The sequence below is a fragment of the Alcanivorax hongdengensis A-11-3 genome (assembly GCF_000300995.1).
In the GTDB taxonomy this organism is placed as follows: domain Bacteria; phylum Pseudomonadota; class Gammaproteobacteria; order Pseudomonadales; family Alcanivoracaceae; genus Alcanivorax; species Alcanivorax hongdengensis.
The window spans coordinates 33,857-46,704 of sequence record NZ_AMRJ01000005.1 but is presented as its reverse complement, the minus strand read 5'-3'; the positions used below and the strand labels follow the sequence as shown (position 1 = coordinate 46,704).

The 12,848-nt window shown below is 60.9% G+C and carries 11 protein-coding genes; 4 read left to right on the top strand and 7 right to left on the bottom strand.

The genetic code is table 11. The annotated features are described in order from the left end of the window. Nucleotides 1–326 precede the first annotated feature (326 nt). A complete protein-coding gene (locus A11A3_RS05230; protein WP_008928226.1) occupies nt 327–2,369 on the top strand; it encodes an LTA synthase family protein in 2,043 nt (680 codons plus the stop codon). 52 nt (nt 2,370–2,421) lie between these two features. Here the strand turns inward: A11A3_RS05230 and A11A3_RS05225 are convergent, their stop codons facing one another. The 4 genes from A11A3_RS05225 to A11A3_RS05210 are packed head-to-tail and all read right to left on the bottom strand — an operon-like array spanning nt 2,422 to nt 6,314. Then, the gene (locus A11A3_RS05225; protein ID WP_008928225.1) at nt 2,422–3,141 is read right to left on the bottom strand and encodes a proteasome-type protease; all 720 of its coding nucleotides are present in this window, start codon (nt 3,139–3,141) and stop codon (nt 2,422–2,424) included. A gap of 19 nt (nt 3,142–3,160) precedes the next feature. Further along, nucleotides 3,161–3,958: a transglutaminase family protein gene (locus A11A3_RS05220; RefSeq protein ID WP_008928224.1), complete on the bottom strand. Its 798-nt coding sequence runs from the start codon at nt 3,956–3,958 to the stop codon at nt 3,161–3,163. Then, complete coding sequence (locus A11A3_RS05215; protein WP_008928223.1) at nt 3,955–4,884, bottom strand: alpha-E domain-containing protein; 930 nt, start codon at nt 4,882–4,884, stop codon at nt 3,955–3,957. The genes A11A3_RS05220 and A11A3_RS05215 overlap by 4 nt, the downstream gene beginning before the upstream one ends. Then, on the bottom strand, nt 4,878–6,314 hold the full coding sequence (locus A11A3_RS05210) for a circularly permuted type 2 ATP-grasp protein (protein WP_008928222.1): 1,437 nt from the start codon (nt 6,312–6,314) through the stop codon (nt 4,878–4,880). The genes A11A3_RS05215 and A11A3_RS05210 overlap by 7 nt, the downstream gene beginning before the upstream one ends. A gap of 252 nt (nt 6,315–6,566) precedes the next feature. On the opposite strand from A11A3_RS05210, the gene A11A3_RS05205 reads away from it, so the two are divergent. Next, the gene (locus tag A11A3_RS05205; RefSeq protein ID WP_008928221.1) at nt 6,567–7,670 is read left to right on the top strand and encodes an NAD(P)/FAD-dependent oxidoreductase; all 1,104 of its coding nucleotides are present in this window, start codon (nt 6,567–6,569) and stop codon (nt 7,668–7,670) included. Here A11A3_RS05205 and A11A3_RS05200 read toward each other — a convergent pair. From A11A3_RS05200 to A11A3_RS05190, 3 genes are all read right to left on the bottom strand, one after another. Continuing rightward, complete coding sequence (locus A11A3_RS05200) at nt 7,664–8,446, bottom strand: SDR family NAD(P)-dependent oxidoreductase (protein WP_008928220.1); 783 nt, start codon at nt 8,444–8,446, stop codon at nt 7,664–7,666. The two genes, A11A3_RS05205 and A11A3_RS05200, sit on opposite strands and share 7 nt — an antisense overlap. Before the next feature lie 94 nt (nt 8,447–8,540). Then, nucleotides 8,541–9,470, bottom strand: coding sequence for an electron transfer flavoprotein subunit alpha/FixB family protein (locus A11A3_RS05195; RefSeq protein WP_008928219.1), 930 nt, complete (start codon nt 9,468–9,470; stop codon nt 8,541–8,543). Next, entirely contained in the window at nt 9,470–10,219 is a 750-nt protein-coding gene (locus A11A3_RS05190; protein WP_008928218.1) for an electron transfer flavoprotein subunit beta/FixA family protein, read from the bottom strand. Before A11A3_RS05190 ends, A11A3_RS05195 begins: the two co-directional genes overlap by 1 nt. 415 nt (nt 10,220–10,634) lie before the next feature. Here A11A3_RS05190 and A11A3_RS05185 point away from each other — a divergent pair, with 415 nt between their 5' ends. Both A11A3_RS05185 and umuD read left to right on the top strand, forming a co-directional pair. Next, a complete protein-coding gene (locus A11A3_RS05185; RefSeq protein WP_008928217.1) occupies nt 10,635–12,290 on the top strand; it encodes an electron transfer flavoprotein-ubiquinone oxidoreductase in 1,656 nt (551 codons plus the stop codon). Between the two features lie 125 nt (nt 12,291–12,415). Beyond that, nucleotides 12,416–12,847, top strand: a complete 432-nt coding sequence (gene umuD / locus A11A3_RS05180) for a translesion error-prone DNA polymerase V autoproteolytic subunit (RefSeq protein ID WP_040296744.1) — start codon at nt 12,416–12,418, stop codon at nt 12,845–12,847. Nucleotide 12,848 lies beyond the last annotated feature (1 nt).

Here is a 12,848-nt window from a genome sequence, read left to right as displayed (position 1 = left end):
TTTGACGATATATACACAACCGCGCCGGTGTTCATTTTTCCTCAGAGCGTATTGGCGCGAGTGCCGTGTCGTCACTCTACAGTCACTCTACACAAACACGGGCAAGCACGGGCTGGCGGAAAGGGAGCCGATCATTGCTGGACCCTCACCGGACGATAGCAATGGCCGAAAACGCCTTTTTGCGACCCGGTGCCTTACCGTCCGGACTGGCAAAGACCGATTCCATCGCCAAAGCATAGCAAACCTCGATTTGTTCATGCGCTCGGCGCCCTCACTCGGTAGGATAGGCGGCCATTCGCTCAACCCTGGCAATACGGAGAATCACCATGACGTGGTGCAAATCACGCCGCCTTCATTACCTGCTCGCCATTGCAGCCCTGCTGTTTGCCGTGATGCTGGCACTGCGGGCGGTATTTTATTTCGGCTTCTCGCCGCTTTCCTCCACCGCTGATGCCCCGGCAGATGCCATCTGGCATGCCCTGGGGGTGGGGATTCGGTTTGATTTGCGCCTGGCCTTGCTGCTGGTATTACCGCTGGCCGCGCTGGCCTGGTTCCCCCGTTTCAACCTGGTCCGCAGCCCGCTGATTCGTGGTATCGGCCGGGTTTACCTGGCCCTGGTGATCGCCCTGCTGCTGCTCACCTATATCTTTGATTTCGGCCATTACGTCTATCTGGGCGACCGTCTCAATATCACCGCCCTGCGCTTTCTGGAAGACACCGCCATCTCCACCGAGATGGTGTGGGAAAGCTATCCGGTGGTCTGGATTACCCTGGGCTGGCTGCTGACCAGTGCGGTTATCTTCTATCTGGCGCTGCGCCTGGAGAAGACCCTGTTGGACCGCCAGGGCACCCATATCAACGGCTGGCAGGCCACTGTTGGCGGCGTGGTGGTATTCGTCGGTCTGTTCTTCGGCCTGCTGGGCCGGGCCAGCGATATCAATTTCGAGAATCCGGTACCACTGCGCTGGAGCGAAGCCTTTGTCTCCGGCAACAAGGTGGTGGGCGCTCTGGGGCTCAATCCGGTGCTCTACCTCTACGATACCAGCGTGATTCCCACCGACCCCTATGACATGGACAAGGTCAAACGTTTCTATCCACGCGTGGCCGCCTATCTGGACATGGCCGAAGCGGATCGCCATGACCTGAATTTCGATCGTCTGGTATCGGTGCAACCGCACCGTCTCAGCTATGACCGCCCGCCCAATATCGTAGTGGTGATGCTGGAATCCCTGGGCGCCAGCCGGGTCGGCGCCTATGGCACGCCCTACAACCCGACTCCCAATCTGGATGCCCTGGCTGACAAGGGCTGGTTCTTCGAGCACTTCTATGTACCGGTGACCGGCACCGCCAAGACCATCTGGGCATTCTTCACCGGGATTCCCGACGTGACCCCGCGCGAAAGCGCCAGCCGCAACCCGCTGACCAGCCACCAGCGCATGCTGGTCAACGAATTCAAAGGCTACCGCAAGTTCTACTTTGTCGGTGGCAACGCCGGCTGGGCCAATCTGGACGGGCTGATCAAGCAGAGCATCGATGGCCTGGAGCTCTACCAGGAAGGCGACTGGAAATCTCCGAACGTGGATGTCTGGGGCATTTCTGATCTCAACCTGTTCCGCGAGTCCAATGCCATTCTCGACCAGGTACCCGCCGGCCAGCCGTTCTTTGCCTATATCCAGACCGCCGGCAACCATCGCCCCTTCACCATTCCCGAACAAAACGGTGACTTCCAGGTGCGTGATCTGCCCGCCGACAAACTGGCCGCCAATGGCTTTCGTAATGCGGCCCAGTACAACGCGGTGCGTCTGCTCGACTACAACGTGGGCGAATACATGAAGATGGCACGCCAGAGTCATTACTTCGATAACACCATCTTTGTGTTTTTCGGCGATCACAACAATCGCATCACCACCATCCCGCACATGCCGCCGTCCATGGAAAAGCTGGGCCTGGAAAGCAACCATGTGCCGCACATCATCTATTCACCGCGCTACCTGAAGCCCCGCCGGGTCGAACAGGCGGTAAGCCTGCTGGATGTATTCCCCACCCTGGCCGGCATGATGGGTATGGAATACCGCAACACCACCCTGGGCCGCGACTTTCAGTCCCCCGCCCCGGAAGGCGAGCGCGCCGTCTATGTGATCATTCAGGAAGGCCCCAAGCCGATTTACGGCATGGTCAGCAAGGATTATCTGATGCGCATGCATGATGATGGCAGCCACGCCACCTTGCATGATCTCAGTGACCCGGCCCCGGAAACCGATCATCGTGCCGAGCACCCGGATGTGGTTGAAACCCTGGCGCCGCTGGCCCAGGGCATTTACGAGGATGCCCGCTACCTACTCTACGACAATGTGGACGAGGATCGTTGACGCAGTAAAAAGGGCGTGCATTGCACGCCCTTTTTTGTGGCATCCCCCACCTTTACCAGTCCATTTCCGGCAACTCGGAAAACGCCTGGCGCAGCCCCACTGACCAGGCCTCGCCCAGCGCCCGAAAATAGACATTGTCTTCGGTAATATCGAACTGGCGAGCGGTACAGAAACTGTTCCGGTCATAGAGCAACACATCCAGGGGCAGGCCCACGGACAGGTTGGAACGAATGGTGGAATCCAGGCTGATCAGGGCACATTTGGCGGCCTGTTCCAGGGGCAGATCATAATCAATCACCCGATCCAGTATCGGCTTGCCATACTTGGTTTCACCGATCTGGAAGTAAGGGGTATCCGGGGTGCATTCGATGAAGTTGCCCTCCGGGTAAACCAGGAACAGTCGCGGCGGCTCGCCATGGACCTGCCCGCCAACAATGAAACTGCAGCCGAAATCCACCTTGCCCTGGCTCTGCCCGGAATCACGGCGTACCACCTCCCGGCTGGTGTTGCCCACCACCGTGGCGGCCTCGTAAAGGGACTGCACCCCGAACAGGTTGGGCTGATCACTGCCCAGGCGCATTTTCAGCAGGCTGATGACACTCTGCGTGGTCGCCAGGTTGCCCGCAGACAGCAGGATGATCACCCGCTCACCATCCACCGTGAACTTGTGCAGCTTGCGGTAGGTGGCAATCTGATCCACCCCGGCATTGGTGCGTGAATCGGCGGCAAACACCAGCCCGTCTTTCAGGGCCATGGCCACGCAATAGGTCATGCTTGCATGCTCCACGCCATCACTGGGAATCCGGCGAACCCGACTGGCGCACCCGGGCCACCGCCTGCAGGGACTCCACCCCGCCGCCGAAGCGTACGCCACGCACCGGACAGGCGTCCATATAATCCAGCCCCACCGCCAGCTTCAGGTGATGGCGGGGCCGACAGGTCTGATTGGTCACATCATAGGTATGCCAGCTGTCATCGCGCCACACTTCCGCCCAGGCATGGCTGGCTACATGCTCGGAATCCTGACTGTAGAGATAGCCACTCACATAGCGCGCCGGCATGCCCAGTGCCCGGCAGCAGGCCAGAAACACATGGGTATGGTCCTGGCAGACGCCCTTGCCGCCCCGGTAGGCCTGGGCGGCGCTGCTGGCCACATCGGTGGCACCGGGGCTGAACGGCATCTCCTCGAGAATGGTTTCGCTGAGTCGTTCCAGCCGCGCCGGCATGGCCAGTTGCGGCTGGCGCCCGGCCAGTTCCAGCAGCGCCTCATCCGGCTGGGTCAGGGCGGTAAAGCGGCTGAATACCAGCGGCGACAGGCGCTGGTCCGCATCCTCGCTGTCCTCGTCGGTGATCTCCACCTGCCCTTTGACCGCCAGACGAATTTCCTGGTGCGGCCGGTCCAGGGTCAGTACATGGAGAATATTGTTGTAGCCGTCCGAAGCCCGTTCCGCCTGCTCGGGCAGATCCATCTCCCAGCTCAGGATCTGCTGGCGCGGCGACGGCCGCGGCGTCAGGCGCAGGTACTGGGTACTGTGCTGCACCAGCTCGGAATATCGGTACTCGGTGCTGTGGCGGATTGACAGTTTCATACCAGCTCCAGGTATTCGCTTTGAATGGTATTGGCCAGCTCGTTGATGCGACGCAGAAAGTCGGTGAGATAGTCGTGCAACCCGATATCAACAATATGCGCCAGGTCGCCGTATTGCAGTCGCGCCAGTTGTACGGCGGCCAGGCGCTTGGCCTCCAGCCCCGCCTGCCCTTCGATATCCGGCAACAGGCCGCACAGCTCCTGCAGACACGACAGCAAGGAACGAGGGACCTCCGGGCGCAGGATCAGCAGCTCGGCCACCCGTTCACCATTGATGGTTTCACTGTACATTTCCCGGTAGGCCTCATAGGCACCGACGGATCGCAGCAAGGCATGCCAACGGTAGTAATCCACCGTGGTATTGGAATCCGCCTCCCCGTCACGATGCTTCACATCCAGAATCCGGGCGGTATTGTCAGCCCGCTCAATGAAGGTGCCCAGGCGCAGAAAACGGAAAGTATCACTGCGCATCAGGGTGCCGTAGGTGGCCCCCCGGAAAAGGTGCGAGCGGTTCTTTACCCATTCGAAAAACAGGGTCTCGCCATAGACCTGCAGACCGGTCTGTCGAATCTCGCGCAGTTCCAGCCAGGTGCTGTTGACGCTTTCCCACATTTCCGCAGTGATCTTGCCGCGTACCGCATGGGCACTGGTACGGGCCAGTCGCAGGCAGGAATAAATACTGGCCGGGTTGTCCGCATCCAGGGTGAAGAAATGCAACACATTGTGGATGGTCACCTTGCCGTAACGGGCACCATACTGCTCGGCGGTACCGGTAATGGCCAGCGGCGCGGCAATTTCCGCCTGGGTATCCACCGCGTAGCGAATCAGCGACAGGTTCCAGACCACATCCAGCATGCGTGCGGCGTTCTCGGCACGCTCGAAATAGCGGGACAGCCAGTAAAGGTCTGATGCGGTGCGACTCAGCATGGATCATCCTCCAGCACCCAGGTGTCCTTGGTTCCGCCGCCCTGGGAGGAATTGACCACCAGCGAACCGGCCTTCATGGCCACCCGCGTCAGGCCGCCGGGCACCACCCGGGTGTCGTAACCGCTGAGGACGAAGGGCCGCAGATCGATATGCCGGGGGGCAATCCCCTCGTCCACGAAAATCGGGCAGGTGGACAGCGACAGGGTCGGCTGGGCGATGTAGTTGTCCGGGGCAGCCAGTAGCCGCTGGCGAAACTGTTCGATTTCCTGTTCGCTGGCTGCCGGCCCCACCAGCATGCCGTAGCCACCCGCGCCGTGGACTTCCTTGACCACCAGTTCAGGCAGCCTGGCCAGCACATGCTTGAGTTCGTTGTCACGGCGGCATTGCCAGGTGGGCACATTGGCCAGGATCGGCTCTTCATCCAGATAAAAGCGGATCATCTCCGGCACATAGGGGTAGATGGACTTGTCATCTGCGACCCCGGTGCCCACCGCATTGGCCAGTACCACCTTCCCTTCGCGATAGACCGACAACAACCCGGGCACACCGAGCATGGAATCGGAACGGAACGCCAGCGGATCGAGGAAGGCATCATCAATGCGCCGGTAAATCACATCCACGCGCTGGGGGCCGGCGGTGGTGCGCATGTAAACGAAGCCCTCCTTGACGAACAGGTCCGCTCCCTCCACCAGTTCAATGCCCATTTGCTGGGCCAGGAAGGCATGTTCGAAATAGGCACTGTTGAAACGCCCCGGGGTCAGCAGCACCACGGTGGGGTGGCTATGCACGGCACTGTGCTGCAGCGTCTCCAGCAACAGACTCGGGTAATGCTCCACCGGCGCCACGGTCTGCTGGGCGAACAGCTCGGGGAACAGACGCATCATCATGCGCCGGTTTTCGATCATGTAGCTCACCCCGGACGGGGTACGCAGATTGTCCTCCAGCACATACCAGGTGCCCTCCCCGTCGCGAATCAGGTCCACTCCGCTGATTTGCGAATAGACCTGGTTGGGCAGGTCCACATCCTGCATGCAGGGCTGATACTGGGCATTGCCGAAGACCTGTTCGGCGGGAATACGCCCGTCACGGATGATTTTCTGGTCGTGGTAGATATCGTGCAGAAACAGGTTCAGCGCCTGTACCCGCTGGATGGCACCGCGCTCCAGCAATGCCCATTCCCGGGCGGGAATCATGCGCGGCAAGGTATCGAAGGGAATCAGCCGTTCGGTACCGCTGTCCTCGCCGTAGACATTGAAGGTAATCCCGACCCGGTGAAACTGCAGCTCCGCTTCCTTGCGTTTGCGTTGCAGGTCACGGCTGTCCTGTCGCAACAGCCAGTCGTGATAGCCCGCATAGTGGGACCGCACCTCGCTGGCCGGGCCAATCATCTCATCGAAACCGGACACCGCCGGCATACGTAATGACCGCATGGCGCTTTCCTTGTTGTGAAGCGGCTTCGCGCCCCTTTCACCCACAAATCAGCAAGTCCCATGCCAGAAAATGCGCATCCAGAACACGCCCGAAGCCTGGTTTTCACGGCGCCGGCGCCAAAACAGGGCACGCGCCACAACCTGCACCAAACCAAGCCCCCAAAACGGGGCAGCGGCCCGGCCTGTTGCTCTGCACCGTCAGTCTGCGCACACTGCATGACAGACCGTTCTGCCTGCCCTGCCGGAACTCCCATGCATGACATTGATACGCTGATCATTGGCGCCGGCGTGACCGGCCTGGCGCTGGCGCGGCAACTGGCCCCGTCCCGCTCCGTGGCGGTGCTCGAACAGGAAGCCCGTCCCGGCGAGCACCTGTCGTCGCGCAACAGCGAAGTGATCCATGCCGGCCTCTATTACCCGCCGGATTCGCTCAAGGCCGCCCTGTGTCTGCGCGGCAAGGCGCTGCTCTATGAATATTGCCACCGGCACCACCTGCCCCACCGCCGCTGCGGCAAACTGGTGGTGGCCGGCGCCGGACAGCAGCACCAGTTGCAGGCCCTGCATGACAATGCCCGCCGTAGTGGCGCTCAGGGCCTGCACCTCAAGGGGGCGGCCTGGCTGACACGGCATGAGCCCTGGTTGCAGGCCCGGTCTGCCCTGCTCAGTGAAGAGACCGGTATCGTCGACAGCCATGCCCTTCTCCAGCAACTGGCCAGCGATGCCCAGTCACACGGCGCCATACTGGCCTGCCATCACCGCGTGATACAGCTGGAAGCCCACCGCGGGCGGTTTTTACTGCACGTGGAAAGCGACGAAGGGACCTTCGAAATGGAAAGCCGGCAACTGATCAACGCCGCCGGCCTGGGTGCTGTACCGCTATTGCAACGCTGTATCGGCTTTCCCCCGGAGCGCCTACCCCGGCAACAGCTGGCCCGGGGCAGCTACTTTGCCCTGCAGGGGCGCAGCCCCACCCAAAGGCTGGTCTACCCGCTACCGGAGGCCGACGGGTTGGGCATTCACCTGACCGTGGATCTGGCCGGCCAGGCCCGCTTCGGCCCGGATGTGGAATGGCTGGACGGCGAGCACTGGGACTATCGGGTCAATCCACAGCGCCAGGCACTTTTTGTCGAAGCCATACAGCGCTACTGGCCGGCACTGGAAGGCCAACGGCTGACACCGGCCTACGCCGGCATCCGCCCCAAGCTCGTTGTGGATGAGCAGCCCTTTCGGGACTTCCTGATTCAGGATGCCTCAAGCCATGGGCTAACGGGCATGGTCAATCTGCTGGGCATCGAATCACCGGGGCTCACCGCCGCCCTGGCCCTGGCCGAACGGGTGGCCGGGCAGCTTCAGTGATGGCGCCCCATCACCCGACCGGCCAGGCGCACCACCCAGCTGCCCGGCAACAGGCGCGTCACGGCCGTCATTACCTGGTACAGCACACCCGGCACCACCACGGCGCGGCCCCTGGCCAGGCCCACAAGCCCGGCACGGGCTACCGGGGCAACCGGCATCATGGCTTTTTCCAGGGTCGGGTCCATCTGGCCACGGGCCTTGCGGGAAAACTCGGTACGTGTGCCGCCGGGGCTGAGCGTGGTCACAATGATGCCGGCGGGTTTGAGCTCTTCATGCAACGCCCGGCCCAGCGTCTGCACAAAAGCCTTGCTGGCCGCATACACGGCCATGCCCGGGATCGGAAACCAGGCTGACACAGAGCCGACATTAAGCACCCAGCCCTGACCTCTCTGTGCCATGGGTTCAGCGAACAGCCGCGTCAGTGCCAGCAGGGCACGGTCATTCACATCCACCATGCCGAGCTGATCCTCGAGCGTCATGCCCAGCAGCGGTTTTTGATAACCAAAGCCGGCATTATTGACCAGGATATCCACCTGCAGCCCCCGCTGAACCACGGCCTCCATCAGTGCCTGTGGTGCGGCCGGTTCCGACAGGTCCATGGTAATCACCGCCACCTGCACACCCTGCAATTGCCCGGCCAGCGTTTCCAACCGCCCGGTGCGCCGCGCCACCAGCACAAGATTGCTGCCCGCCCCGGCCAGCTGCCGTGCCATTTCCTCGCCAATGCCACTGGAGGCACCGGTGATCAGTGCGGTTTTACCGTTGAAGATATCCATGGCCATGCTCTTGTCTGTCTCAACCGTTGACGGTCTGCCAAAAACAAAAAACCCGGCGCCAGGCCGGGTTTTTTGTTGGTGCGGGAAGCGAGCCTTACAGCTTGCTGTCCAGCTCCGGTACGGCTTCGAACAGGTCAGCCACCAGGCCGTAGTCAGCCACCTGGAAGATCGGGGCTTCTTCGTCCTTGTTGATGGCAACGATGACCTTGGAATCCTTCATACCGGCCAGATGCTGAATGGCACCGGAGATGCCCACAGCAACGTACAGGTTCGGGGCAACGATTTTACCGGTCTGACCGACCTGCATGTCGTTGGGTACGAAGCCTGCATCAACGGCGGCACGGGATGCACCCACGCCAGCGCCCAGCTTGTCAGCCAGCTTGTAGAGGATTTCGAAGTTTTCGCCGTTACCCATGCCACGACCACCGGAGATCACGATCTCGGCAGAGGTCAGTTCGGGACGGTCGGACTTGGCCAGCTCTTCACCCACGAAGGAAGAGATGCCGGCGTCCTTGGCCACGTCGATGTTCTCGACGGAGGCGGAGCCGCCTTCGGCCGCCACGGCGTCAAAGGAGGTACCACGCACGGTGATCACTTTCTTGGCATCGCTGCTTTTCACGGTGGCGATGGCGTTGCCGGCGTAGATCGGACGCTTGAAGGTGTCCGCGTCGACCACGTCGGAGATCTCGGAGATCTGGGCCACGTCCAGCAGAGCCGCAACGCGCGGGGCGAAGTTCTTGCCGGTGGTGGTGGCAGCGGCCAGGATGTGGCTGTAGTCACCAGCCACTTCGGCAACCAGGTCACCGATGTTTTCGGCCAGCTGGTGCTCGTAGGCGTCGTTGTCAGCGCACAGTACCTTGGAAACGCCATCAACCTTGGCGGCTTCCTCGGCAACGGCGCCGCAGCCCTTGCCGGCAACCAGAACGGTGATGTCGCCGCCGATAGCCTTGGCAGCAGCAACTACGCTCAGGGTGACCTTGTTGAGCGCGGCGTTATCGTGTTCGGCGTAAACTAATACACTCATCAGATCACCTTCGCTTCGTTCTTCAGTTTCTCGACCAGCTCGTCAACGGAGCCAACGATGATGCCAGCCTGACGCTCGGCCGGGGCTTCCACTTTTTCGGTGGTCACACGCGGGGTCAGGTCAACGCCCAGATCCGCCGGGGTCTTGGTGTCCAGCGGCTTCTTCTTGGCTTTCATGATGTTCGGCAGAGACGCGTAGCGCGGCTCGTTCAGACGCAGGTCGGTGGTGACTACCGCCGGCAGGGTCAGCTCAACAGTCTGCAGACCGCCGTCGATTTCACGGGTCACTTTTACCTTGCCGTCAGCCACGTCGACTTCAGAGGCGAAGGTGCCCTGCGGCATGCCGGTCAGCGCCGCCAGCATCTGGCCGGTCTGGTTGTTGTCGCCGTCGATGGCCTGTTTGCCCAGGATAACCAGGTCGGGCTTTTCTTCATCGACAATGGCTTTCAGGGCCTTGGAAATACCCAGAGGCTGAACCTCTTCGTCGGTTTCCACCAGGATGGAGCGATCAGCGCCCAGTGCCATGGCAGTACGCAGCTGCTCCTGAGCAGCCTTCGGACCGATGGTGACAGCAACGATCTCGGACACCACACCCTTCTCTTTAAGGCGTACCGCTTCTTCTACAGCGATTTCACAGAAGGGGTTCATGGCCATTTTCACATTGGCGAGATCAACACCAGAGTTGTCCGCCTTCACGCGAACCTTGACGTTGTAGTCAATGACCCGCTTGATGGGTACAAGAACCTTCATAGGATCCTCGGAATGTTCCATTGGGTGACTTGTAGAAGGAGGCGGCATGGCGCCGTTGCCGGGTCCACCCCCGCGAAAGAGCCGCTATCTTGAACGCTCGACCATAACAGGTCAATAGCCCGGCAGTGGCTCTGTAAACGTAAGCGGATGATTTTTCTGCAAATAGATTTTTCCGCTGTCCACTTTTCGTGACTCTGTGGTCGGTCATTTCCTTGTAAATCAAGCAGCTAGCAAGAGATAATCCAAACACTTGTTTGAATGGCCGTCACGGCACCGGTGACAATGCTCCCGGCGTGCCGGTCAACCCGGGCAGTGGTGCGTAACCGTCTATCTATATATACTCCGCGCCACCCCAAGGCTGGCCCTTTCAGGTAAATCCCGGGCCGAAACGCAACCGATAGCGAGGAGACAGGCTGTGGAACGCGAATCTATGGAAGTCGACGTAGTCATCGTCGGCGCCGGTCCTTCCGGTCTGGCAACTGCCTGCCGTCTGGGCCAGATCGCCCAGGAAACCGGTCAGGAAATCAGTGTGGTCGTGGTAGAGAAAGGCTCCGAAGTCGGCGCCCATATCCTCTCCGGTGCGGTCCTGGAGCCGCGCGCGCTGAACGAGCTGTTCCCCAACTGGGAAGAGCTGGGTGCACCGGTCAACACCAAGGTCACCGGTGACGAAATCTACTACCTCACCGGCCCGGACAAGGCCCAGAAAGTGCCGAACCTGTTTGTGCCCAAGACCATGCACAACGAAGGCAACTACATTATCTCCCTGGGTAACCTGTGCCGCTGGCTGGCCGAACAGGCCGAAGGCCTGGGCATCGAGATCTTCCCCGGTTTCGCAGCCAGTGAAATCCTCTACAACGAAGATGGTTCCGTTAAGGGTATCGCCACCGGCGAGATGGGCGTGGCCGCCGACGGCGAGCACAAGCCCAGCTACGATCCGGGCATGGAACTGCATGCCAAGTACACCATCTTCTCCGAGGGCTGCCGCGGTCACCTGGGCAAGCAGCTGCAGGAAAAATTCAACCTGCGCGAAGGCACCGATCCCCAGCACTACGGTATCGGCATCAAGGAGCTGTGGGACATCGACCCGGCCAAACACCAGGAAGGCCTGGTGGTGCACACCGCCGGCTGGCCGCTGACCGAATCCGGCTCTCCGGGTGGTGCTTTCCTGTACCACATCGAGAACAACCAGGTGGCCCTGGGCCTGATCACCGACCTGGCCTACTCCAACCCGCATGTATCGCCGTTTGACGAAATGCAGCGCTGGAAAACCAACCCGGAGATCAAGAAGCACCTGGAAGGCGGCAAGCGCGTTTCCTACGGCGCCCGTGCCATCTCCAAGGGCGGCATCCAGTCCCTGCCGAAGATGACCTTCCCCGGCGGTCTGCTGGTGGGCTGTAACGCCGGTACGCTGAACTTTGCCAAGATCAAGGGCACCCACACCGCCATGAAGTCCGGCATGATCGCTGCCGAGATTCTGGCCGAAGCGCTGAAAGGCGGTCGCGGTAGCGATGAACTGACCGAATACAAGGCGGCCTTCGAGAAGAGCTGGGTTTACCAAGAACTGCATGCCCAGCGCAACTTCGGTCCGGCCCAGCACAAGTTCGGCAACTTCATCGGTTCCGCCTTTGCCTTCGTGGACATCAACCTGTTCAACGGCAAACTGCCCTTCACCATGCGTGACACCACCCCGGATCACGCCACCCTGAAGCCGGCGGACCAGTCCAAGAGGATCGACTACCCGAAACCGGACGGCAAGATCACCTTCGCCAAGCTGGACAGCGTGTTCCTGTCCAACACTAACCACGAAGAAGATCAGCCCTGTCACCTGACGCTGAAGGATCCGAGCGTACCGCTGGAAGTGAATCTGCCCAAGTGGAACGAGCCGGCCCAGCGTTACTGTCCGGCGGGCGTGTACGAAGTGGTGGAAGACGAGAACACGGGCGACAAGCGTTTCCAGATCAACGCCCAGAACTGCGTCCACTGCAAGACCTGTGACATCAAGGACCCCACCCAGAACATCAACTGGGTGACCCCGGAAGGTACCGGCGGCCCGAATTACCCGAACATGTAATTTCGCCGCACGGCTTTCGTGTCACCAAAAGGCGCCTTCGGGCGCCTTTTTTATGGCCCTCTTGATCCGGACTTCACGGCCGACGATAATACTGTTCATATGATCAGCATTTTGTGGAGCCCATCATGTCTGTGCAATGGCTCGGCCGGGCGTCCCGCAGGGCGCCCTTGTGCCTTCCCCTCTTCAGCCAGCCGGTCGCCGCCGGCTTTCCGTCTCCGGCCCAGGATCATGTGGAGCAGCGTCTGGACCTGAACGGCCTCTGTATCAAACACCCCCAGGCCACCTATTTTGTGCGCGCCAAAGGCGATTCCATGGTCGAACACGGCATTGTCAGTGGCGATATCCTGGTCGTGGACCGGGCTCTGGAAGCCCGTCACGGCGATATCATCATCGCCAGCCTGCAGGGAGACTTCACCGTCAAACGGCTGTGCCTGCACCCCAGCCCCTGCCTGCAACCGGGCAACCCGGCCTACCCGCCCATCGCCATCGAGGAAGATAACCCGCCGGACATCTTCGGTGTGGTCACCTTCGTGGTACACCCGACCCGGCTGTCCTGAC

What these genes read in the sequence shown, in the direction of transcription:
- A11A3_RS05210 (WP_008928222.1), bottom strand. Translation starts at nt 6,314, where the DNA reads ATGCGGTCATTACGTATGCCGGCGGTGTCCGGTTTCGATGAGATGATT.
- A11A3_RS05225 (WP_008928225.1), bottom strand. Translation starts at nt 3,141, where the DNA reads ATGACCTATTGCGTGGCCATGGCCCTGAAAGACGGGCTGGTGTTTGCC.
- A11A3_RS05220 (WP_008928224.1), bottom strand. Translation starts at nt 3,958, where the DNA reads ATGAAACTGTCAATCCGCCACAGCACCGAGTACCGATATTCCGAGCTG.
- A11A3_RS05195 (WP_008928219.1), bottom strand. Translation starts at nt 9,470, where the DNA reads ATGAGTGTATTAGTTTACGCCGAACACGATAACGCCGCGCTCAACAAG.
- A11A3_RS05205 (WP_008928221.1), top strand. Translation starts at nt 6,567, where the DNA reads ATGCATGACATTGATACGCTGATCATTGGCGCCGGCGTGACCGGCCTG.
- umuD (WP_040296744.1), top strand. Translation starts at nt 12,416, where the DNA reads ATGTCTGTGCAATGGCTCGGCCGGGCGTCCCGCAGGGCGCCCTTGTGC.
- A11A3_RS05215 (WP_008928223.1), bottom strand. Translation starts at nt 4,884, where the DNA reads ATGCTGAGTCGCACCGCATCAGACCTTTACTGGCTGTCCCGCTATTTC.
- A11A3_RS05190 (WP_008928218.1), bottom strand. Translation starts at nt 10,219, where the DNA reads ATGAAGGTTCTTGTACCCATCAAGCGGGTCATTGACTACAACGTCAAG.
- A11A3_RS05230 (WP_008928226.1), top strand. Translation starts at nt 327, where the DNA reads ATGACGTGGTGCAAATCACGCCGCCTTCATTACCTGCTCGCCATTGCA.
- A11A3_RS05200 (WP_008928220.1), bottom strand. Translation starts at nt 8,446, where the DNA reads ATGGATATCTTCAACGGTAAAACCGCACTGATCACCGGTGCCTCCAGT.